A 23,702-nucleotide genomic window follows, 5' to 3' on the forward strand; every position below is an offset into this window, starting at 1 on the left:
TCGCTCATTATGAGTCCTATATGTTCAACGCAAGTATCTCGTGCCGCCAGCAACACGGTCTGTTAATTAAGTCCGGAATCAGCCTGGGGCTGGCAGATTGTGCTGTTCCCGGATTTCCAATGGCAAAAAAGTGCCGTCAGGCCTGGCCTGCTGCTGCCATACACCTGTCTAACACCTCTTCTATGCTTAACCCTGTGGAATCAATGACTTGCGCATCATCCGCGGGCTTAAGCGGGGCAGCTAAACGATTCATATCCCGTTCATCACGTACCCGAATCTCTTCTAAAACGTTGGCAATACTAACATCGACGCCGGCTTGCAGCAACTGGCTGAAACGGCGTTGCGCCCGTTCTTCAGCACTGGCCGTCAAAAAGATTTTTACCGGTGCGTCCGGGAACACCACTGTGCCCATATCGCGACCGTCGGCGACAAGACCTGGCGCCTGACGGAAATCACGCTGACGTTGCAATAGAGCATCTCGAACCGACTGCATCACCGCCACTTTGGACGCGTTGTTGCCACACTGTTCGGTGCGAATCGCCGCGTTTACATCCTCACCAGCCAACAACACTTTTGCGGGCTCCCCGGGGGGTGTAGGTTCAAAAGTGACATCCAGACTGGCTGCCACCGTTACCAGAGCGGGCTCGTTGTCTAACGCCACACCCTGGCGCTCGGCCGCCAATGCGGTCAAACGATAAAGAGCGCCGCTGTCCAACAAGTGCCAACCCAGCTTGCGAGCCAGCATTTGGGTAATAGTACCCTTACCGGAACCACCCGGGCCATCCACAGTAATAACCGCTGCCGGCTGCACACCCATCAGACCTCTCCCTGGCTTTGGATATTCATACCCACCTGCTGCGCCAGTTCGACAAAACCGGGGAACGACGTTGCGACGTTGGCGCAGTCGTTGATGACAATCTCGCCCTTTGCACGCAATGAGGCCACCGCAAACGACATGGCAATGCGATGGTCGCCGTGGCTGTTAACAATACCGCCGGTCATGGCCTGGCCTCCATCGATGATGATGCCGTCGGGGGTGACCGTGGTTTTAACGCCTACCGCTGCCAAACCGTCCGCCATTACCTGAATACGGTCACTTTCTTTAACCCGCAGTTCTTCCGCACCACGCAGCGTGGTGCGACCTTCGGCGAAGGTAGCAGCGATAAACAGGACCGGAAACTCGTCGATGGCCAGCGGCACTTCCCTTTCAGGAATGTCGATGCCTTTAAGTGGGGCGTAACGCACGCGAACATCCGCCACCGGCTCGCCGCCAATCGCGCGCTCGTTACTAACGTCAATGTTTGCACCCATTAGCCGCAGTATATTAATCACCCCGACACGAGTGGGGTTCATTCCGACGTGGCGCAATGTCAGGTCAGAGCCTGGCGCGATACTGCCGGCTACCAGAAAAAACGCCGCGGACGAAATGTCGGCCGGCACATCAATATTGCAAGCAACCAGCTTGCCGCCGCCGCTGACGCTGGAGGTCGCGTCAGCGCGATACACATGGTAACCAAAACCCTCCAGCATGCGCTCGGTATGGTCACGCGTGGGCGCAGGCTCGGTGACTGACGTGACGCCATCGGCGTATAATCCGGCCAGTAACAGGCAAGACTTTACCTGGGCACTGGCCACCGGCATGTCGTAGTGAATTCCGGTCAGTGGCTGGCTGCCGCGAATTTTCAGCGGTGGCCGCCCGCCTTCGGCCGTATCAATCACCGCACCCATGGCGCGCAGCGGGTCGGCCACCCGGCCCATCGGCCGCTTGGTAAGGCTGGCGTCACCCACCAGTTCGGAGTCAAACGCCTGAGCCGCCAGCAAACCAGAAAACAGCCGCATCCCTGTGCCGGAGTTGCCTAGATAAATGGGCCCGCGCGGCGCCTGCAAGCCGTTCATGCCAACACCGTGAATGCGCACGAAGCCATTGTCGGGGCCTTCAATGGTCACACCCAGATCGCGGAACGCCTGCACCGTGGCCAGGCTGTCTTCGCCTTCCAGAAAGCCGTTCACTTCGGTAATGCCCTCGGCCAAGGCACCCAACATAATGGAGCGGTGCGACATGGATTTGTCGCCCGGCACCCGAATATCTCCCACAATTGGGCCGGCGGGCTGGGCCCGGAAGGTCACCTGATGTTCTGTATTGTTAGTCACGTAGGCCTGTCCTGAGAGCATTTTTGAAAGTGTTCGCGAGCAGCTCTGGCACGAGTAAAAACCCGCAGCAAAGTGTCTCCATCCTGGTCGGCAATGGCCGAACGCAGTTGGTCGAGATCTTGGGTAAACCGGTCAATCGTAAGCAGCACAGCGTCGCGATTTGACAGAAAAATATCACGCCACATAACCGGATCGCTGGCAGCAATGCGGGTAAAATCACGGAATCCGCCGGCCGCGTAACGGAATATATCCATATTCTGGTCGTCGCCAGCGAGGGTATCCACCAGGGAAAACGCGATAAGATGAGGCAGATGGCTGGTGGCGGCCAGCACCTCGTCATGATGCTCCGCGGCCATGGTCAGCACGTTAGCATCGCAGGCACGCCACATGGCGGTTACTTTGCCCAAGGCTTGCGGGCAAGCATCGTCCGCAGGCGTCAGAATGACTTTGTGTTTGGCGAACAGCTGTGGATTCGCCGCCCGAATGCCGCTTTTCTCCGAGCCGGCAATGGGGTGGCCGGGTATCACCGTTGCCGGCAAGTGTCCCAAAACCGCGCGCACATCGTTTACAAATCCACTTTTCGTACTGCCCACATCGGTAATAATGGCATCGCCGTTCAGCGCCGGTTGTATTTCCCGCAACACCGACTGGGTGGCTTTTACTGGCACTGCCAACACCACCAGATCAGCTCCGCTGACCGCCTGCGCAGCAGACTCTGCAGCGCTGTCGATCACACCCAGCTCCACGCCCAGGGCCAGTTCGTCGGCGCGGGTGTCAAAACCCACCACTTCTTCCGCCAGCTTGTTTTCGCGCAGGGCCGCAGCCAACGAACCGCCGATCAGCCCCAGACCAATCACCGCAACGCGCTGAAACAGAGGCTGAGCTACAGGCATGTTAAGCGCCCTGCCCGGACGCAACCAGCGCCTGGGATAGGGCCTCTATAAAGCGCGCGTTTTCTTTCGCAAGGCCCACCGACACCCGCAGGTGTCGCGGCATGCCATAACCGGCGACGGGGCGCACAATCACGCCGTGCGCCAAAAGCGCCTGATAAACATCTATGGCCTGCTCACCCACGTCTACCGCAATAAAGTTGGCCGTAGACGGAATATACGACAGTCCCATGGCATCAAAAGCAGCGCTAAGCTGAGCCAGGCCATCACTGTTCACCCTGCGTGTTTCATCCAGATAAGCTTCGTCGCCCAACACCGCCGTAGCCGCTGCTAAAGACACGCTACCCACGTTAAACGGCTGGCGCACCCGGTTAAGAATGTTGGCAATGGCCGCAGAGCTGATGCTGTAACCAATGCGCAGCGCCGCCAGGCCCCAGGCTTTGGAAAAAGTGCGGCACACAATCAGATTGGGATAATCGGGCAACAGCACCAAGCCGTCGGCGTCATCCTCGCCTTGCATGTATTCGCAGTAGGCTTCGTCTAACACCACCAGCACCCGCGCGGGCACTTTGTCCATAAACGCCTTCAGGGCTTTAGCGCCGTGCACCGTGCCTGTGGGGTTGTTGGGGTTGGCCACAAAAATCAGTTTTGTGCGATCGGTAATCGCCTCTGCCATAGCATTCAGATCATGCCCCCAGTGTTGCGCTGGAACGCACACGCCCCGTGCGCCAATCGCTTGGGTAACAATCGGGTAAACGGCAAAGGCGTACTGGGAATAGATCACTTCGTCATCAGCACTGGCAAAGCAACGGGCGATCACTTCCAGCAGGTCATTAGAGCCGTTGCCCAGGGTCAGTTGTGACGTTTCTACAGTAAAACGCTTAGCCAGGGCCTGCTTCAAATCAAAGCCGTTACCGTCTGGATACAAGCACAACTCGCCCATCGCTTTTTGCGCGGCCTGCACGGCTTTCGGGCTGGGGCCCAGTGGATTTTCGTTGCTGGCCAGCTTGATGATGTCGGCCGGATTCAGGCCCAGCTCGCGCGCCAACTCTGCAATCGGTTTTCCGGGTTGATACGGCGATAACGCCTGAACACCGGATACTGCAAGACTCTGGTAATCAATCGCCATGATTTATCCTTAAAGCGGGTTAAAGCACACCAATGGGGTAAGACCCCAAACGCTTGAGTTCTACCGCTTCTACATCTACTTCGGCCAATACTTTACGGGCGGGCTCGTCGTCCATATGGCCTTCAAAATCGATGTAGAACACATAGGCCCAGGTGCCCGTTTGCGAGGGCCGGGTTTCAATGCGAGTCAGGCTGATGCCGTGGCTGTGAAACGGCTCTAACAACTGATACAAGGCGCCCGGCTTATTGCGCATAGACACCAGCACTGACGATTTATCGTGACCGCTGGGGGTAACCGCTTCGCGGCCAATAATCAGAAAACGGGTGGTGTTGTCGGGCCGGTCTTCAATGCTGTTTGCCAGCTTGACCAAACCGTAGAGCTCTGCCGCCATATCGCCGGCAATGGCTGCGGCGCCTGGCTCTGCGGCAGCACGGCGCGCCGCCTCAGCGTTGCTGGAAACGCTGATGCGTTCGATGCCGTAGCGGTGGGTATCCAGCCACTGGCGGCACTGGGCGAACGACTGCTGGTGCGAGTAAATTCGGGTGATTTCCTGGCCGTCGTGCTGCGGCGCCACCATCAGGTGGTGGTGAATGCGAAGTTGCACTTCGCCGCAGATTTTCAACGGCGACGACATGAACATATCCAGAGTGTGGTTGATCATGCCTTCGGTAGAATTCTCAACTGGCACCACGCCGTAGTGCGCAGCCCCGGATTCCACTTCGCGGAACACTGCATCAATGGCAGGCATGGGCACGCTCACCACCGAGTGGCCAAAGTGCTTGAGCGCAGCGGCCTGGGTAAAGGTACCCAATGGCCCCAAAAAGGCAATGTGCATGGGTTTTTCAAGGGCCAGGCACACCGACATGATTTCGCGGAACAAGCGCGCCATTTCCTCGCCGGGCAACGGCCCCGGGTTTTGTTCGATAATACGGCGCAGTACCTGGGCTTCGCGTTCGGGGCGGTAGAAAACCACATCTTGCCCCGGATTGGCGGCCATTTTTACACGGGCCACTTCTAGGGCGCAGCGGGCACGGGCACTGATCAGCTTCATGATCTGCTGATCAATACTGTCTATTTCGTCGCGCAGTTCCGCCAATCGAGCTTGCTCATCGCTCATAGTTAACCGCGCTCCTTGGCAAATTCCGCCATATAGGCGATCAGTGCGTCTACGCCGGCTTCCGGCATGGCGTTGTAGATGCTGGCTCGCATGCCGCCTACTGACCGGTGACCTTTCAGGTTCAGCAGCTGGCGCTCATCAGCACCTTTCAAAAAAGCGCTGTTCAGAGCATCGTCTGCAAGAATGAAGGGCACGTTCATCCAGGAGCGGAAGCGCGGGTCAATGGGGTTGGAGTAGAACGGGTTGGTGTCAATAAAGTGGTAAAGTTTTTTCGCTTTGCGGGCGTTGAGCTCGCCTATGGCGTTTACGCCGCCCTGATCTTTCAGCCACTTGAAAACCAGACCCGCCAGGTACCAGGAGTAAGTCGCCGGCGTGTTGAACATAGAGGCGTTATCGGCCATCACCTGATAGTTCATCATGGTCGGGATTTTCGCGTGGGCTTTACCCAGCAAATCTTTGCGAACGATGACAATCACAAGGCCGGAAGGACCGATATTTTTCTGCGCGCCGGCGTAAATCAGACCGAATTTCGAGACGTCTACGGGGCGTGACAGCATGGTGGATGACATGTCCGCGACCAAAGGCACCTTGCCGCTGTCGGGAACAAAATCAAACTCCAGGCCACCGATGGTTTCATTGGGCGTGTAATGCAGGTAAGCGGCATCAGCACGGGTGTTCCAGCCGGCCTGATCGGGCACGGTAGTAAAACCGCACCCGGCAGAGCTGGCCACCACATTCACGTCGCCGTAACGGCGGGCTTCAGCGATGGCTTTTTCGGACCAGATACCGGTGTTCACGTAATCAGCGGAGGCTGAGTTACCCAGCAGATTCAGGGGCACAGTAGCAAACTGGCTAGAGGCACCGCCCTGCATGAAAAGAACGGCGTAATCGTCTGATATTCCAGCCAAATCACGCACATCCTGCTCGGCAGTTTCGGCGATTTCAACAAACTCGTCGCTGCGATGGCTCATTTCCATGACCGACATGCCGGTACCGCGCCAGTCGAGCATTTCTTCCCGTGCCTGTCGCAGCACCTGTTCCGGCAAGGTTGCCGGGCCTGCACAAAAATTATACGCCCTGCTCATGTTGCTGTGGTCTCTCGCGTCTTGCTGATTCAGTGTGCCGGCTGCGGCGACTTATTCGTCGCCGGCATCCGCGTCGCCATTATCGTCTGCATCGGTGCTGTTGCCGTCAAGCGTTTCGCCGCCTTCTTGCAGATTTCTTTGCTCACTTGATGCATCTTCACCCGTGACACCTTCAACCTCGGTGTCTTCCCCGATGATCTCTTCGGCGTCGGTTTCTGCAATGCGCTCTACACCCACCAGGCGTTCGTCTTCCTGGCTGAGTTTGATCAGGCGCACACCCTGGGTGTTGCGACTGAGCACAGACACTTCATCGGTGCGGGTACGAACCAGCGTGCCCTTGTCCGAGATCAGCATCATTTCGTCGCCGTCGAACAGTTGCAGCGCGGTCACCAGGTTGCCGTTACGATCAGAACACTGCATGGCGATAACGCCCTGGCTGCCGCGACCGTACGTGGGAAATTCGTTTAGGTTGGTGCGCTTGCCGTAGCCGTGTTCGCTCGCCATCAGTAATACGGCGTCATCCTGTGGAATGATCAACGACACCACGTGATGGCCTTCGGCCATACGGATACCGCGTACACCCCGTGCGGTGCGACTCATCGGGCGCACAGCCTCTTCTTTAAAGCGCACCGCTTTGCCGGCGGTGGAGAACAACATGATTTCGGCGCTGCCGTCGGTGATCGCCGCGCCAATCAGGGTGTCACCTTCATCCAGCGACAGCGCAATCAGGCCGCTGCTGCGTGGGCGGGAGAAGTTTGGCAGCGGGGTCTTTTTGACCACACCGGCTGATGTTGCCATCAATACAAACTGATCTTCCGGGTAGTCCCTAACCGGCAGGAAGGTGGTGATACGTTCACCCTCGTCCAGCGGCAGAATGTTCACCATCGGGCGGCCGCGTGAAGCACGGCTGGCGCGCGGAATTTCAAATACCCTCAACCAGTAAACCTTGCCACGGTTAGAGAAACACAAAATAGTGTCGTGAGAGTTAGCCACCAGCAGTTTTTCTACGAAATCTTCGTCTTTCATAGAGGTCGCCGCTTTACCACGACCGCCACGGCGCTGGGCCTGATAATCTTCCACCGCTTGAGTCTTGGCATAGCCGCTGTGGGAAATGGTGACGACCAGCTCTTCTTCATCAATCAGATCGGCCACGGTCAAATCGCGGCGGGAGCTGGTGATTTCAGTGCGACGCTCGTCGCCAAACTCTTCCACAATAGCTTGCAGTTCGTCGCGAATGACCTGCATCAGGCGCTCCGGGTTACCCAGAATATCCAACAAGTCGGCAATACGCTCCAGAATTTCGCGGTATTCGTTTTGCAGCTTTTCGGTTTCCAGGCCAGTCAGGCGGTGCAGGCGCAGGTCCAGAATCGCCTGGGCCTGTTCCGGAGACAGATGATATTTGCCATTGCGTAAACCGTAAATTTCCGGCAAATCGTCCGGACGGCAGGCATCTTCACCAGCGCGTTCCAGCATGGCCATCACGTCTTCGGATCCCCAGCCTTGGGCAATCAGCTTTTCCTTGGCTTCGGCGGCCGAAGGTGAGGCTTTGATCAGCGCGATGATCTCGTCAATGTTGGCCAGCGCAACCGCCAGACCTTCAAGAATATGACCACGCTCGCGGGCTTTACGTAGCTCAAAAATCGTCCGACGAGTAACCACTTCGCGACGGTGACGTATGAAGGCGTCCAGCATTTCCTTCAGATTGAGGATGCGCGGTTCGCCGTCAATCAGCGCCACCATGTTGATACCGAACACGGTTTCAAGCTGGGTCTGTTTGAACAGGTTGTTAATGATCACGTCCGGGTTTTCACCACGGCGCAACTCGATAACAACGCGAATGCCTTCCTTGTTGGACTCGTCACGCAGCTCGGTGATGCCTTCCAGGCGCTTCTCTTTCACCAGCTCGGCGATTTTCTCGATCAACCGCGATTTGTTCAGCTGATACGGCAGTTCGGTGATAATCACCGCGTCGCGCTTGGTCTTGGCGTCGTGCTCTACTTCGTGGCGGGCGCGAATGTACACTCGGCCACGGCCGGTGCGATACGCCTCAACAATGCCCGCACGACCGTTGATGATGCCCTCGGTGGGAAAATCCGGACCGGGGATAAACTCCATCAATTGATCAATGCTTAAGTCTGGGTCATCAATCAGTGCCAAACAGCCTTTCACCACCTCAGTGAGGTTGTGGGGCGGAATATTGGTAGCCATACCCACGGCAATACCGGACGAGCCGTTGACCAGCAGGTTAGGCACGCGGGTAGGCATAACCACCGGAATCTGCTCTGTGCCATCGTAGTTGGGCACGAAATCGACCGTTTCTTTGTCCAGATCGGCCAGCAGAGAATGGGCGATCTTCTTCATGCGGATTTCGGTGTAACGCATGGCCGCGGCGTTGTCGCCGTCGATGGAGCCAAAGTTACCCTGGCCGTCTACCAGCGGATAGCGCAGCGAAAACGGCTGGGCCATACGTACGATGGTGTCGTAAACCGCAGAGTCACCGTGCGGGTGGTATTTACCAATAACGTCACCCACCACACGGGCGGACTTTTTATAGGCTTTGTTCCAGTCGTTGTTCAACACCGACATGGCGAACAGTACGCGACGATGTACCGGCTTAAGGCCGTCGCGCACATCCGGAAGTGCCCGGCCCACAATCACGCTCATGGCGTAATCCAGGTAGGACTGCTTCAACTCGTCTTCAATATTTACCGGCAGGATCTCTTTGGCTAACTCACCCATCGAGAAAGGTTCCTTTGCGTTAACTGAAAATCGTATCAGGGCCCGATTCTGGCCCCGTTAATGAGTTCTGTGACAAGCCAAGCAGTATACCACACAGGCACCCTTCCCGGGGCCTTGAGGGCGACTGTTAATCAAACACTACGGTCTTGTTTTCGTGGGTGATCACGCGGTCTTCGATATGCGAACGCAGACCGCGTGCCAACACACTTTTTTCCACATCTTTGCCCAGGCGCACCATGTCGTCAGTGGTATCGCGGTGGGTGATGCGAATCACCGACTGTTCGATGATCGGGCCTTCGTCGAGGTCCTGAGTCACGTAGTGGCAAGTAGCCCCGATAAGCTTCACACCACGGCTGTAGGCCTGGTGATAAGGGCGGGCGCCGGCGAACGAAGGCAAAAAGCTGTGGTGAATATTGATCACCTTGCCCGCGTATTTGGCGCACAGTTCCGGCGGCAGAACCTGCATGTAGCGCGCCAGCACCACCACATCGACCTGGTGCTGCTCGAACAGGTCTTCAATGTGGGCAAAGGCTTCTTCGCGATTGTCTTTGCTGACCGGCACGTGGTGGTAAGGGATGTCGTGCCATTCCACCATGCGGCGCAGATCGTCGTGGTTGGACACTACCGCGACAATTTCGACGTTCAGTTCGTTGCTCTGCCAGCGGTGCAGCAGATCAGCCACGCAGTGGGATTCTTTGCTGCACATCAACACCACTTTTTTCGGCTGCGCCGAATCGGTGATGCGCCAGTTCATGTTGAACTCGCGGGCGATGGGTGCAAACGCTGCGCGAAACTGTTCCAGACCAAAGGGAATCGAGTTGGCCTTGATTTCGTGACGCATAAAAAACCAACCACTGTGGGTATCGGAATGGTGGCTAGCTTCGGTTATCCAGCCGTTGTAGGTGGACAAAAAATTACTCACCTTAGCGACAATTCCAACCCCGTCCGGGCAGGAAATCACAAGACGGTAGGTATGCTCCATGAAAGCCTTTCCTTAACTCAAACGCGGGAAAGCGGATACGTCGGGGGGAAGCCATAACCTGAAATCAAGCTGACGGCGTTACGCACCAATGAAAATAACGCGTTATGATAGCGTATCTGAACGCTGGAAACGAGGAGCTAACGCATGCACAGCCACCTACAGGCACCCGATTCAAAAACAGACTCAAACACCCGCTCTGGGCGACTAAAAGCCACCGTGCTGGGTGCTTTTGCTATTAGCACCAAGTTGGTGGCTGTTAGTGCCCGGTTAATAGTTATCAGCACCAGTCTGGCTGTCAGTTACGGCGCCCACGCCGATGCCATTCTAGAGGGCGAACGCTTTAATCCGGTCACTGCTACGCAGGGCATGGTGTCTACCAGCCACGCCCTGGCCACCGAAGTCGCGCTGCAGATATTGAAAGACGGCGGTAATGCGGTGGATGCCGCGGTTACAGCCGGCTTCGCCCTGGCCGTTACCCAACCCCGCTCCGGCAATATTGGCGGCGGCGGTTTTATGCTGATAGCGCCGGGTGATGGCGCCGCGCCGGAAGCCATTGACTACCGCGAAACCGCGCCGGCAGCAGCCACCGAAGATCTGTTCCTGGACGACGATGGCAACGTGGTACAAAACCGCAGTCGCTTTACCCACAAAGCCGCAGGCGTGCCCGGCACTGTGGCCGGGCTGGCTCTGGCTCTGGAACGCCACGGCAGCATCAGCCTGAAGCAGGCTTTGGCGCCGGCAATTAAGCTGGCCAGTGACGGCTTTATAGTGCCGCGGCGCTTCAACGAAGGGCTGGAGCAGGCCCGCGAGCGCATGACCCTCTGGCCGGCCACCCTGAAAACCTTTTATAAAGAAGACGGTTCAGCCTGGCAGCCCGGCGAACGCTTTCGCCAGCCGGAACTGGCAGCAACCTTGCAACGCATCGCAGACCAAGGCACCGACGGCTTTTACAAAGGCGAAACTGCGCGTCTGATTGCTGAAGAAATGGCCCGGCACGACGGCCTGATTACCGAGGCTGATCTGGCCGGCTACAAGCCTGTCGTCCGCACACCGGTACACGGCACTTATCGCGGATACGACATTTACTCCATGTCGCCGCCCTCCTCCGGCGGCGTTCACATCGTGCAGATTCTGAACATTATGGAAGGGTTCCCCATCGCGGAATTCGGCCACAACTCCGCCAGCGCCATTCACTACATGGCCGAAGCCATGAAACTGGCCTACGCCGACCGCACACAATATCTAGGCGACACCGACTTTGTGGATGTGCCTGTGGCGGGATTAATCAGCAAGGGCTATGCAGAAGAGTTACGCGGCACGATTAGAGCGGAAAAAGCCCGCCCGGCCAGCGAGATAAAACCGGGGCAGCCTGCGGCTTATGAAAGCCCTGAAACCACGCATTTTTCAGTAGTAGACCGTTGGGGTAATGCGGTATCAAATACTTACACCATCAACTTCAGTTACGGTTCAGGCATTACCGTGGCCGGCGCCGGTTTTTTATTGAATAACGAAATGGACGATTTCAGCGCCAAGCCAGGCGTACCCAACGCTTACGGTTTAATCGGCGGCGCAGCCAACAAGATCGAACCCGGCAAACGCATGCTCAGTTCCATGTCGCCTACAGTGGTTCGCAAAGACGGTCGCAACTTTCTGGTAACCGGCAGCCCTGGCGGCTCGCGCATCATAACCACGACTCTGCAGGTAATCATGAACGTGATTGACCACGGCATGAACATACAAAGCGCGGTCAGTGTGCCGCGTATTCATCACCAATGGTTGCCAGATCAGATTCGTATAGAGCAAGGCATTAGTGCAGACACAGTGAAGCTGCTGGAGAGCAAAGGTCACACGGTGGTCACTGACTCGGCAATGGGCGCGATTCAGAGCATTATGATTGGCGAAGATGGCACGCTTTACGGTGGCGCAGACCCTAGGCGCAGTACGTCATCGGCACAAGGTTTTTAAGCCTTGGAAAAAATCAAAACAGCGATTACGCCATAAACACGTCCGTCAGGTTTTGGTCAGGCTCGCCACAGTGCGAGCCGTGCGTTCAAATGTGAGCGCAATGCGCTCGAACATACCCTCGATAATAACCGTTTGTTGATCTGGCAAGTCCACCGAATGTACAGCCTGCAACAAACGGTCACTGGCTTCGCGAAACCCGGGATTGAACTCGCCACGGGAACTCATTAGATAGGTATCTGCCAGCACCTGCTGCCAATTACGCAACTCGGCATCTACCAGCGGCCCGCGCCGCTTACGAACGAGTTTACGCAGGCGCATGGACGTGTGCCCCAGGTTAAGGCCGGTAAAACCCAGATCCGTCATAAAGCGTTCGCTGCGTTTATTTTCCTGATCGTAATTGGCCAGCCTCAGCAGGCGCTCGCCCATGCGGCCGTTATACCAGCGTTCCGGCGTGGGATGGTTGCTTATATCCACCAGATCTCGCGCTGTTGCGTGCAATAGCCGCCGCTTCATCAAGTGGCTATCGGGCGGCGCAATCAGCTGAAATATCCAATAGAGCGCACCAATACCTACCAGCAGGCCGAGCGCATTGTTGGCGGCGTCTGCGGCGTTAAATGTCATATCGTTACCAGGCTGGATGATCAGCGCGAAGGGAATGCAAAAACCCAGGCCGTAAGGCAAGGTTTCGCGGCTGGCCAACGCCACTAGACCAATGTAATAAGGCCCAGCCAATACCAGTATCAGAATTTCAAAATCCCCACTGCTTTGTGACAGCAGTGCCAGCCCGAACACCAGCGCCGCCGGTACCGAGACCACCACACCCAATAGCAGGCGGCGGAGAAATACCTTCAGAAAGGCTAAAGAAAAGCGTGCAAAAGTGACCGAAAACACCACTGGCATAATCATCATCAAAATGGCCGAGGGGCTGGCAGTGGTCACCCAGACGGTGGCACCAAACAGAAACACCATGCCTGTACGAAAACCATTGATGGCGCCAAACAGAGGGTCCCGATGAGTGGACAGTTTGGGGGCTTTCAACAGCGTGCTGTCGGGATTCTCCAGAGCGTTGTAGGCCCGCAACACCACTGCCAGGTCTGATGCCAGCTCTAAGGCCGTGCCTGCCAGGCGGGTAACAATGGCAGACTCATCTACAAACGCAGAACGCTGTTCCAGCAGCTGTCGTCGCAATGCCTGCGCCAGGCGGTAGGCTTCTTCATAGTTGTCGGTCGCAACGACCAGGCGAAAATGGGTGCGCATGGTATCCAGCATCTGGCGAAACGCTGGCGACAGCAGGTCATCGTGATTACGATGGAAACGGCCAAGAATCTGGGCCAGCGCTACCAGCGACAGCACCTTGTTGCTGAGCAGATTGGCAGCCCGGCTGCGCCCAGGACCCTCCGGGCTTTCATACACCACGGCGCTGGAGTCGTCTGCCAGCGCAACCAGGGTTTCCAGAATCTGCTCAGCGCTTTGGTGGCGCTGGTCGTGGGTGCTTTGCGGGTCTAGCTCGAAGGTCAGATTTTCCAAGGTTCTGTTAATAGCCTTGCGGGCGTCGTCGCGCATTTGGTCTTTCACCATCATTGGCCACAGCAGCTTGCTGACCAACATGGCGCACACCGCGCCCACGGTGATTTCACTGATACGAGCCTGGGCAATATCAAACACTGCCTTGCTACTGGCGGCTTCGGCATTGGCCATCACCAGAATCACCACCAGAGCAGCGGTCATGCCGGCCATGGCAAAGGCATAGATAAAGTTTTTGCTGTGCACCATGGCCGCGGCCGCGGAGTTCAGGCTCACCCACAAAACCAGACTGGCCAGTGCCAGCAGCGGGTAAGGTATCAGCAACGCCAGTATCAGGATGCCGACGGCACCCCCCAGCAGTGATCCCAGAATCAGGCACAGGGCTTTTTCGATTACCATCCCGCTTTCCGGGCGGATCTGTAGAAAAATAGCGGCGACCAAGGCCCAGTAAGGCCGCTCCAACCCCAAATACATGGAGGTGAACAGCGCCATGGCCATGGCGATAAGGCCTTTGATGGCGAAAATCACCGAGTGCTTGTCGGGCATCAGCAACTGTGCAAGCCAGGGGTGTAGCTGCATATTACTGATCGGTTTCGAGATAGATTGAAACCGTCATGCCGGCGCTAAGATTGAGGCTTGGCGGCAGTGAGTCCAGAGTGATGTCCACCGGTATGCGCTGGGCCAAGCGTACCCAGTTCACCGCCTGCTGCACTTGTGGCAACAACTGGCTGTTGCTACTAACGCTGGTGTCGGCAATGCCTTGGGCAATACTGGTGACCTTGCCCTGCATTTCACCGCCGCTCATCAGTGTTACCCGGGCATTTTGGCCAACGTGGATTTTCTGAAGCTTGGTTTCTTCAAAGTAACCGGTCACGTAAAACGAGCTTTTCTGCACCAGAGACACCACCGGCTGGCCCTGGTTTACGTAGTTGCCTTCGTTCAGGATGAGATTGCTAACGGTGCCGGTTTCAGGCGCCGTTACCCGGGTGCGTTGCAGGTCAATACGAGCCGTTGCCAGCTGAGCCTGAGCCAACTCGTAACTGGCTTTGGCAGACTCGGTTTGAATGCGGTAGGTTTCCAGATTCTCGCCGCTAATAGTCTGGCGGCCGCTCAAGCCTTCGTGGCGCTGATACTGATGCCGGGCCAATTCCCAGGCGCTGCGCTTTTGCGCCAGGTAAGCGCCGGCTTCGGCAATTTTTGCCTGATAGCGGGATTCATCAATCACAAACAGCAAATCACCCTTGTTAACTGGCTGGTTGTTGCTTACTTCAAGACGGGTTACCCAGCCGGATACGTCGGGCGCTATAGTAATAACATCTGCGCGAATACGGCCATCGCGGGTCCAGGGCGAATGTAAATAGTGATTCCATATCCAGTTGCCGGCCAATATCGCGGCAAAAACCACCAGCAGGGTAATCCCAACACGCAATAATTTTCCCATAAGCTCGCTTCAGTCTCCCACCCAGTAAATAGTCAGCGCCAGATAACACACGAAAATGCCGACATCGAACCAGGCATCTTTCCAGATATAACGCCTCCAGTTCAGCCGGTGCAGCACCCAACGAGTGGCCATGGTCATCAAAAACGCCAGTGGCCCCAGCACTACCAAAGGGCTGAACAGCATTCCGCCTAAACTCAGCTCATGAAACATGCGTGTTTTTATCACCCGATTATTGCGGAATCTGTGTGTATTGCCAGCAAAGAGTGTATTGGACAACTATCGGACGCGAAAACCAATAGCCATTTGCCAGTACATTCACAACTCATTCGACACGGTGCTTATATCAGGGTATTGGCAGTGGCAAAGGGCCAGCCACTAGGTTTACGCCAATTAAGCCCCGCCAGCCTAGTAGCAGGAATTCGGCGACGATTCAGGATTGATGTCACCGGCCACTTCGTCCGGGTCTGTACCGTGGTGGGCCAGCACTTCACGCACAAAGTTCACCTGCGCCAGCACCCGCTCGGCATCGTCACCGTAATCGTAGCGGTTTACTTCTACCGGCTGCGGCATAAAGGTAAAAGCGGTTTTCAGTGCAGTCAATGTATCGTCGTCTATCATCAGCAGGTACCGGTTAACGTGAATGATTTTCAAAACCGACTATCGGCGAGGACGCACCCAACGTCAATCATTGCTAGCGCCCCGTTTAGCATTACTGATCATGCACCTTAAGGCTCAATAAGTGTCGTTCTCGCTGTACACGGCCACCGACAAGTCACCGTTGTTTGCCTCTGTCACCACAAAGGTGATCGGCTTACAGCACACCTGACAGTCTTCGATGTATGACTGCTGCGCGTCTTCGGGGTTAATCAGCACCTCAACAGACTCACCGCAGTAGGGGCATCCGATCATGGTTTCGGTCAGTTCGTTCATAAAGCATCCTTATTCAGCATGCGCCCTGGGGCACGTAGATATAGCCCTGTTCCGTGCAGCCGAATACCCGTTCACTGTTCCCAGCCTGGTACAAAGCCGCAATATACAGGCAAACAATCGCATCCAATACGTCTTCGTTATGCTTCAGAGCTGCACCACGCAAAGACTGAATACGCTGCGTATCCAAATAGGGTAAAAATAACGGGCCTATGGTCAACATCATTCTTTGGGACTGCGCCAGGCTAAGCAGCAAACTGGCAAGCCGGGCCTGGCCCTGGCGCTTATCCGCTACCTGGCCTTTTTTATAAAGCAGCCGCTCAGGAAGCTGAAATATTTCGATCAGTGCAGGGTGGGGATAACACTCCAGCTGCCACTTTTGCCCGGGTGCAGCTGCATGGCCAAAGCCGGCTGCGTGCAAATGATCTCCTAGCAACACGCCGTTGGAAGCGGGAAACAGAGTCAGATTGCAAGCGTGGCAGGATGCCTTCCGCGCAGCATAAGCCACCGCGACACCACGCTCACAGGGCCGCTGCCCGCTCTGGTTACGAATGATGAGTGGGCCGTCTACCGCCACGCCGTGAAGACTGTCGATAGAATCCAGGGCACTGGCAACGGCGTCAAAACCGTGAAGATTTTCAAACACGCCGGTCACTGCTATAGCGCCATCGGCAACGTGCCCTACCGCAATAGCCGTAGGGTTGCGATTGCCCTGCCAGGCAAGGTCGACACCTGCAATCACTGCCATAAAATTGCCTTTCCAGTTTTCATTTTACGCTAAGACTACCACTGTAAACGGTGACCCGGTCATTCGAATTCTTAATCCTGGCGGTTGAAATCTGGCCCTGTTCAGAATACTGTATATATAAACAGTACTTCGAGATTTAGCCATGAATGAACTTCTATCCGCCCTGAAGCAAAGCGCACGTATTTGGCAGGGCCATCAGCCTGCTCACACCAGTCAACCGGCAGAATCTACCGGTTACCAAGCGTTGGATAACCAGCTGGGCGGGCTGGGCTGGCCGCGGGGAGCACTCAGTGAATGCCTGCTGGACACACCTGGTATTGGCGAGCTGCATTTGCTGCTGCCACTGATGCAGCGCCTGACCCATAGCGAAAAAACCGTATTCTGGCTGAACCCGCCGCACATTCCTTATGCCCCGGCGCTGGTGCGTGAAGGTGTTGACCTTGACCAAGTGGTGGTCATTCACACACAGGACAGCGGCGATTTTTTATGGACCTTGGAAAACTGCCTGCGCTCACCGGTCACAGGGCTGGTTATGGCCTGGCCCGGCAAGCTGGCTTTACGCGACGTGCGGCGTTTGCAGCTGGCCGCTGAAGCCGGCAGCAACGTGTGCGTATTGTTTCGCGAACGCTGCCATGCCGCGCAAAATTCGCCGGCGGCTCTGCGCCTTGAGTTGCAGCCAGACGCTAACCAATGCCTGCACGTGAAAATACTCAAACGCCGCGGCAGTTGGCCGGGCCAGCACTGCGAACTGCCGTTGCCGCAGCGAGCTGGCCTGGCTGCGGCCGAAACCAGCCGCGTGGTTAAGGGCCCCTGGCCCAAGTCGGCCCGGTAACCCTTTATGCTGTGGCTACACCTGCATTTTCCTCAATTATTGCTAGACCATATCCGCCGGTCCCGAAAGCAGGACGCTGCGTTAGTGATTGTTGACGCCTCTGGCCAAAAGGTGCTTCAGGCCTGTACTCAGGCCAGCAGCCAAGGCGTGCAGCCGGGTATGCGGCTGAAAACCGCCCTGAGCCTGGTGGCGGATCTGGCGATGGTTCGTACCGATCCGCAGCAAGAAGCCCGGGTGCTGCAAGATCAGGCTCGCTGGCTATACCGCTGTGCCGCACACATTACCCTGGTGCCACCAGATGGCCTGCTGGCTGAAATCGGCAGCCTGCAAAAACTGTACGGCGGTTTGCCGGCGGTGTGGGAAACCGTGGAGCAAGGCCTGAATGAACGCCGCCTGACGGCCTGGCTGGGCATTGGCCACACCCCACTGGCGGCACGCCTGATTGCCCGCACCGGCAAAGGTGAATGCAGCGCCGACCAGGGCCACATGCTGCGCCTACTGGAACAGTTGCCGCTGGCAGAGGCAGAATTTGATACCCAGGCCTGCACCCGCTTGCAGCGATTAGGCCTGAACACACTGGGCAACCTATTCGCTCTGCCCGCAGCCGAATTGGCGCGGCGGCTGGGCCCAAAAATCCTGGCTCATAGCCAAAAAATACAAGGTACAAGGCCAGACCCTCAAACGCCTTGGCAGCCCCCGCACCGATTTCGCCAGCAAGCGGATTTTGTCGAAGACATCGAACATTCCCAGGGGCTGCTATTTCCACTGCAACGCATATTGAGTGAGCTGGAAGAAGACCTGTGCTGGCGCCAGCAGGAAACCGACAGTCTGAATTTGTTGTTGTGCTATCGCTACACAGAACCCACCCGCCTGCACATACGCACTTCCGGCCCGGAGCATCGGGCGGAGGCTTTTCTGAATTTGATTCGCCTACGCTTTGAACAACAGCCTTTGCAAGCTCCGGTGGTGTCACTGGTATTGCTGGTAAAACGCTTTATTGGGCGTGAAGCCGCCAGCGGACAGGATTTGTTGGGCGAAACCCAAGATATGAACGAAGCCTGGCACACGCTGATCAGCCGCCTGCAGGCCCGGCTGGGCGACGGCGCGTTGCAACAGCTGGCGCCACACGCTGATCACCGCCCTGAGCAGGCCTGGGCCAGTGCCGATGTAAAACGCAAACAGCGCAAAGCCAGCGCTGCGGAGAATCCGTTACCTTGCCGCCCGCTGTGGCTGATGCATAAACCTCAACCGTTACACACTAAGCCGCAGGCCTGGTTTTCCGGCCCGGAACGCATCAGTAGCGGCTGGTGGGATGGCCAAAGGGTACAGCGGGATTATTACATCGCCCAATTACCCAGCGGCCAGTTGGCTTGGGTGTTTCGGGATGCCAGTCAGGGCTGGCACATACACGGGTGGTTTGGCTGATGCAGTCTGAAAGCTATAAAAGTGATGGGCATTATGAAAACCCTGAAAGCTACGCCGAGCTGCACTGCTTCAGCAACTTCAGTTTTCTGACCGGCGCCTCGCATCCCCATGAGCTGGCAGAACAAGCCGCAGGGCTGGGTTATAGCGCCCTGGCCATTACCGATGCCTGCTCGGTGGCTGGCATTCCCCGCGCCTGGGCGGCGCTTAAAAACAGCCCGGTGAAACTCATTACCGGCAGCTGGTTTGAATTGAGCGACGCACCACCCAGGGCCTGCACCCCGTGCTTTATACTTCTGGCACGCACCCGCAAAGGCTATGGTCAACTGTGCCAGCTGATCACCAGCGCCCGAAGGCGAGCGGAAAAGGGCCAGTACCAGCTGTATTACCGGGACCTGGAAGTACACCCGCTGGACGATTGCCTGTGCTTGTGGTTACCACCAACGTTGGCCAACGCCGACAGCCAGCAAGCGCTAGCGGCGGGTGAATGGCTGCTGCGATTGTTTGACCGGCGGCTGTGGCTAGCGGCCTCTCGCACTCTGGAATCCGGTGAAGAACAACAGCTGGCCCGCATACGCTGGCTGGCCACAGAGCTACGCTGCCCCATTACTGCCAGTGGCGACGTGCATATGCATTGCCGCAAGCGTCAGCCCCTGCAGGATGTACTCACCGCCCTGCGCAACCACACCAATTTGGAGAACGCCGGCCATTGTCTGTTTCAAAACGGCGAGCGTTACCTGCGCCCCGTTGCGGTATTACAGCGCCTGTTCCCCACCGCCTGGCTGCAGCAGACTCAAGTAATCGCCCAGCAATGTACGTTTGAACCCGGCAGCCTGCGCTATGAATACCCGCCCGATCTGGTGCCAAGCGGCACCTGCGCCGCCGGTTATCTGCTGAAGCTGACTCGCGAAGGCGAACGCCGGCGCTACCCGGAGGGTACGCCGCTGCAGGTGCAGGCACTGATTCACAAAGAGCTGGGACTGATTTCGGAGATGCAGTACGAGCACTATTTTCTGACCATTGAGGACATAGTCGCATTTGCCCGCGGCCGCGGCATTCTGTGCCAGGGCCGTGGTTCAGCGGCTAACTCTGCGGTGTGCTATTGCTTGGGCATTACCGAAGTGAACCCGGCAAAAGTCGACCTGCTGTTTGAGCGTTTTATTTCCAAAGACCGCAACGAGCCACCGGATATCGACGTCGACTTTGAACACCAGCGGCGCGAAGAAGTGATTCAATACATTTATCAGCGCTACAGCCGCGACCGCGCGGCCATAGCCGCCACCGTTATCCGTTACCGCCCTCGCAGCACCATCCGCGACGTGGGCAAAGTCTTGGGATTCGACCCACTGCTGGTAGAACAACTGCTCGACGGCATAGACTGGCGCGACAAAGCCACGCCCTGGCGCCAGCAGATACTCGATAAAAACTTGACCCGCAATCCAAACGTCGCTGACCAGTTTTTTACCTTGGTAAATACCCTGCTGGGCTTTCCACGCCACCTGTCCCAGCATGTGGGCGGCTTTGTCATCAGTGCCGGCCCTCTGGCGGAATTGGTGCCCATAGAAAACGCCGCCATGGCCGACCGCACGGTGATTCAGTGGGACAAAAATGATCTGGAAAGCCTGGGGTTAATGAAGGTAGACGTGCTGGCGCTGGGCATACTCACCGCCATTCGCAAAGCCCTGGAGATGATCAGCGCCCAGTTAGGGCGACCTTTCCACATGCAAGACATTCCCCAAGAAGACCCGGACACTTACGCCATGCTGCAAACAGGCGACAGCGTGGGCGTATTTCAGGTGGAATCCCGGGCCCAGATCAACATGCTGCCGCGGCTGAAACCCGCCACCTATTACGATCTGGTGGTACAGGTAGCCATTGTGCGCCCGGGGCCGATTCAAGGCGATATGGTGCACCCTTACCTGAAGCGCAGGCATGGTTTGGAGCCTGTAAATTACCCCAACCAGGCCATACAGCGCGTGCTGGAACGTACTCTGGGTGTACCCATATTTCAGGAGCAGGTGATCAGGCTGGCCATGGTCGCCGCTGGTTTCAGCGGTGGCGAGGCCGACCAGTTGCGCCGTGCCATGGCGGCGTGGAAATCCCACGGCGACCTGACTCCATTTCGCGATAAATTGCTGAGCGGCATGAAAGAGCGTGGTCACACCGACGATTTCGCCGAGCGCCTGTACCAGCAAATCTGCGGTTTTGGCGGCTACGGCTTCCCCGAATCCCACGCCGCCAGCTTTGCCTTATTGGTGTATGTATCCGCTTGGATAAAGCGCCACTACCCGGCCGCGTTTTATTGCGCTTTGCTCAACAGCCAGCCCATGGGTTTTTATTCGGCGTCTCAACTGGTGCAAGACGCTCGCCGCCACGGCGTGGACGTACAACCGCTGGATGTGAACCACAGCCAGTGGGACCACACTCTCCAATCTCAAACCCCACAATCTCAAGCGCCACAATCTCAAACCCTGCAAACCCAAACCGATAATCCTCTATCACTGCGCTTGGGCCTGAGCCAAATCCGCGGTTTATCACAGCAAGCCGGCACGTCCGTTTCCGCCAAAAGGCCAGAAAACGGCTACACGTCTTCCAGCCAGCTACGGCAGCTGACCGGTCTGAACCAGCGCGATATGGAGCTGCTGGCCGGTGCCAACGCCATGCCCGGTTTTACCAGCAACCGCCACCAGGCCTACTGGCAGTTGCTGGGCCACGAACAACCGGCTGAGTTATTTATCGGCGAAGACAATAACGCACCCGAACCAGCCTGCGAACAACTACCAACACCCAACGAGGGCCAGAATATAGCGGCAGACTACAGCAGCCAGGGCCTGACCCTACAGCGCCACCCCTTGGCACTGCTGCGGGAACAGGGCCACCTGAGTTTCTGCCTGAGCGCCAGCGAACTCAACACCATAGAACCTGGCCGCCCGGTACAGGTAGCCGGCCTGGTAACCGGCCGCCAACGCCCCGGCACCGCCTCGGGTGTCACTTTCGTTACCCTGGAAGACGAAACCGGCAACATCAACGTGGTGGTCTGGCTGGCCACCGCCCGTCAACAGCGCAAGCCCCTACTCACCGCACGGCTGCTGCACGTAAAAGGCGTTCTGGAACGGGAGGGAGATATAATGCACATCATGGCCGGCAAATTGTCTGACCTTAGTCACCTGATAAAGGCACTCCCAGTCAGTTCGCGGAATTTTCACTAAAAACTTAAACAACAGGGGATGCGCTTGGTACTAACGTCTCACCAAATACGGCTGCCAATCGTTGAGTCAGCAATTGCAACCCCTTGCCCTTGTGACTGATTTTCCACGCCAGATAATACTCGAAAGTGGAGCACTCGTTTAGCGCAAGCTCTACCAGCTCGCCACTATTGAGTTGGTTTTGAATGCGCTGTCGCGGTAGATGGCCTACGCCTATTCCCGCCACTATTGCCTCAACTTTCTGATCTATGTTTTGCACGTAGAAATGTTTGCCGTCGCTGCTTAAACCTGCGCTTCGGGTAATATCAACGATAGACGTATCATGCGTAATAACCCTCCGGACTTCCGGCAAGCGCCCCTGCAAAGCTTCAGCATTAGCCGCTACGTTTGCCAGCTCATGGTGAGAGGCCACGACTGGCACCAGGTCGGCATGGGCCAAGGGTACCGCTCGATACCCTTTTTGCAGCGGGACTGGCCCGGGTGACCCGACAATCAAATCTACCCAACCTTGCTCAAGGGCTTCCCACCCGCCATTCAGCACTGACTCACAGACATCGATTTCAACCGTGGAATGCGCCTTGAGAAATTCGCCCAATACGCTGAAAAAGGCCGGATAGGACTGATGTGACTCTACCGCGATGCTAATGCGCGGCTCCCAGCCCGTGGCCACTTCTTTTGCCTTGTTCGCCAGTCGCGCGGTAGCTTGAAGTATTTCCCTGCCCTCGCCCAATATCAGTCGCCCGGCTGACGTTAGCACCGAACGACGCCCCTGACGCTGGAATAGAGCAATATCCAGCTGACCTTCCAGCTTCTGAACCGCATAGGAAACCGCCGACGTCGCTTTGTTCAGCTCTTCAGCCGCTTTCGTGAAACTTCCACGCCGATCTATGGCATCCAGTGTTTCCAGAACCTCTATTGAAATTGGGTTCTTTGCCATTATTCCTCCAAAATAACTGTTCTATTATTTAGAACGTTTTAAACGAATATTAGCTCTTATTAGAAATTTCACAACCCTTACAATGGCTCCATCACCTACACAAACCAGCAAATTTAGATTTGGAGAAATAACATGAAAGCACTCATTAGCAAGTTAACCGCCACCAATACTGGCTTGGACACCCTCCCCCTTCGCCTCGGCGCAGGCGTCATATTTGCCGCCCACGGCGCGCAAAAATTATTTGGCTGGTTTGGCGGTTATGGCTTGGAAGGCACCGCTGGCTGGATGACATCCATCGGGCTTGAGCCAGGCATGCTTATGGCAGCAATGGCCGGTAGTGCAGAATTCTTTGGGGGCTTGTTGTTGGTTACAGGTTTACTGGTGCGTCCAGCTGCTTTAATACTAGCATTCACAATGCTCGTCGCGATCGTCACCGTTCACTTGGAAAATGGGCTGTTTATGTCGAATAACGGTTACGAATTTGTCCTGGCATTGCTGGCGATCAGTGTCGCCCTGGTGTTCAGAGGCGCTGGCAGCCTAAGTGCGGATCGTTTACTGCAAAGGCAACTGGCTCAGTAAATGATACATCCATCAATCAGCATGAAAG

18 protein-coding genes and 1 pseudogene are annotated in these 23,702 nt (G+C 56.5%); 5 read left to right on the top strand and 14 right to left on the bottom strand.

Features of this window, described 5'->3' with window-relative positions; translation table 11 throughout:
- Window positions 1-136: 136 nt before the first annotated feature.
- The 7 genes and pseudogenes from cmk to purU form a co-directional block, all read right to left on the bottom strand.
- The gene (cmk, locus tag MELB17_RS20280; RefSeq protein WP_007352221.1) at window positions 137-817 is read right to left on the bottom strand and encodes a (d)CMP kinase; all 681 of its coding nucleotides are present in this window, start codon (window positions 815-817) and stop codon (window positions 137-139) included.
- Window positions 817-3,044: pseudogene (locus tag MELB17_RS20285) on the bottom strand (bifunctional prephenate dehydrogenase/3-phosphoshikimate 1-carboxyvinyltransferase). Before MELB17_RS20285 ends, cmk begins: the two are co-directional and overlap by 1 nt.
- A 1-nt stretch (window position 3,045) precedes the next feature.
- Complete coding sequence (gene hisC, locus MELB17_RS20290) at window positions 3,046-4,170, bottom strand: histidinol-phosphate transaminase (RefSeq protein WP_007352224.1); 1,125 nt, start codon at window positions 4,168-4,170, stop codon at window positions 3,046-3,048.
- Between the two features lie 19 nt (window positions 4,171-4,189).
- On the bottom strand, window positions 4,190-5,287 hold the full coding sequence (gene pheA, locus MELB17_RS20295) for a prephenate dehydratase (protein WP_007352225.1): 1,098 nt from the start codon (window positions 5,285-5,287) through the stop codon (window positions 4,190-4,192).
- Window positions 5,288-5,289: 2 nt separating this feature from the next.
- Window positions 5,290-6,372 carry a 3-phosphoserine/phosphohydroxythreonine transaminase gene (gene serC, locus MELB17_RS20300; RefSeq protein ID WP_007352226.1) on the bottom strand — a complete coding sequence of 361 codons (1,083 nt, stop codon included), beginning with the start codon at window positions 6,370-6,372 and terminating at the stop codon, window positions 5,290-5,292.
- 51 nt (window positions 6,373-6,423) lie between these two features.
- Entirely contained in the window at window positions 6,424-9,111 is a 2,688-nt protein-coding gene (gyrA, locus tag MELB17_RS20305; protein WP_007352227.1) for a DNA gyrase subunit A, read from the bottom strand.
- 127 nt (window positions 9,112-9,238) lie between these two features.
- Window positions 9,239-10,093 carry a formyltetrahydrofolate deformylase gene (gene purU / locus MELB17_RS20310; RefSeq protein WP_007352228.1) on the bottom strand — a complete coding sequence of 285 codons (855 nt, stop codon included), beginning with the start codon at window positions 10,091-10,093 and terminating at the stop codon, window positions 9,239-9,241.
- Between the two features lie 144 nt (window positions 10,094-10,237).
- Here purU and ggt point away from each other — a divergent pair, with 144 nt between their 5' ends.
- A complete protein-coding gene (gene ggt, locus MELB17_RS20315; RefSeq protein ID WP_007352229.1) occupies window positions 10,238-12,058 on the top strand; it encodes a gamma-glutamyltransferase in 1,821 nt (606 codons plus the stop codon).
- 45 nt (window positions 12,059-12,103) lie between these two features.
- Here the strand turns inward: ggt and MELB17_RS20320 are convergent, their stop codons facing one another.
- From MELB17_RS20320 to MELB17_RS20345, 6 genes are all read right to left on the bottom strand, one after another.
- Entirely contained in the window at window positions 12,104-14,161 is a 2,058-nt protein-coding gene (locus MELB17_RS20320) for an FUSC family protein (protein WP_007352230.1), read from the bottom strand.
- Between the two features lies 1 nt (window position 14,162).
- The gene (locus tag MELB17_RS20325) at window positions 14,163-15,023 is read right to left on the bottom strand and encodes an HlyD family secretion protein (RefSeq protein WP_007352231.1); all 861 of its coding nucleotides are present in this window, start codon (window positions 15,021-15,023) and stop codon (window positions 14,163-14,165) included.
- A 9-nt stretch (window positions 15,024-15,032) separates the two neighbouring features.
- Entirely contained in the window at window positions 15,033-15,233 is a 201-nt protein-coding gene (locus tag MELB17_RS20330) for a DUF1656 domain-containing protein (RefSeq protein WP_018403546.1), read from the bottom strand.
- A 195-nt stretch (window positions 15,234-15,428) separates the two neighbouring features.
- Window positions 15,429-15,641, bottom strand: a complete 213-nt coding sequence (locus MELB17_RS20335; RefSeq protein WP_036185723.1) for a hypothetical protein — start codon at window positions 15,639-15,641, stop codon at window positions 15,429-15,431.
- A 114-nt stretch (window positions 15,642-15,755) separates the two neighbouring features.
- A complete protein-coding gene (locus MELB17_RS20340; RefSeq protein WP_007352234.1) occupies window positions 15,756-15,953 on the bottom strand; it encodes a CPXCG motif-containing cysteine-rich protein in 198 nt (65 codons plus the stop codon).
- Window positions 15,954-15,966: 13 nt separating this feature from the next.
- Window positions 15,967-16,698, bottom strand: a complete 732-nt coding sequence (locus MELB17_RS20345) for a DUF429 domain-containing protein (protein WP_007352235.1) — start codon at window positions 16,696-16,698, stop codon at window positions 15,967-15,969.
- A gap of 142 nt (window positions 16,699-16,840) precedes the next feature.
- On the opposite strand from MELB17_RS20345, the gene imuA reads away from it, so the two are divergent.
- From imuA to MELB17_RS20360, 3 genes are read left to right on the top strand one after another with little or no spacing between them, the layout of a single operon-like run.
- Entirely contained in the window at window positions 16,841-17,530 is a 690-nt protein-coding gene (imuA, locus tag MELB17_RS20350) for a translesion DNA synthesis-associated protein ImuA (protein WP_007352236.1), read from the top strand.
- A 6-nt stretch (window positions 17,531-17,536) separates the two neighbouring features.
- A complete protein-coding gene (locus MELB17_RS20355) occupies window positions 17,537-18,955 on the top strand; it encodes a Y-family DNA polymerase (protein WP_007352237.1) in 1,419 nt (472 codons plus the stop codon).
- Complete coding sequence (locus MELB17_RS20360) at window positions 18,955-22,161, top strand: error-prone DNA polymerase (protein ID WP_007352238.1); 3,207 nt, start codon at window positions 18,955-18,957, stop codon at window positions 22,159-22,161. Before MELB17_RS20355 ends, MELB17_RS20360 begins: the two co-directional genes overlap by 1 nt.
- A gap of 4 nt (window positions 22,162-22,165) precedes the next feature.
- Here the strand turns inward: MELB17_RS20360 and MELB17_RS20365 are convergent, their stop codons facing one another.
- Window positions 22,166-23,095, bottom strand: a complete 930-nt coding sequence (locus MELB17_RS20365; RefSeq protein WP_007352239.1) for a LysR family transcriptional regulator — start codon at window positions 23,093-23,095, stop codon at window positions 22,166-22,168.
- 132 nt (window positions 23,096-23,227) lie between these two features.
- Here MELB17_RS20365 and MELB17_RS20370 point away from each other — a divergent pair, with 132 nt between their 5' ends.
- A complete protein-coding gene (locus MELB17_RS20370) occupies window positions 23,228-23,674 on the top strand; it encodes a DoxX family protein (protein ID WP_007352240.1) in 447 nt (148 codons plus the stop codon).
- Window positions 23,675-23,702: the final 28 nt, after the last annotated feature.

The organism is Marinobacter sp. ELB17 (genome assembly GCF_000169375.1).
Lineage (GTDB): Bacteria > Pseudomonadota > Gammaproteobacteria > Pseudomonadales > Oleiphilaceae > Marinobacter.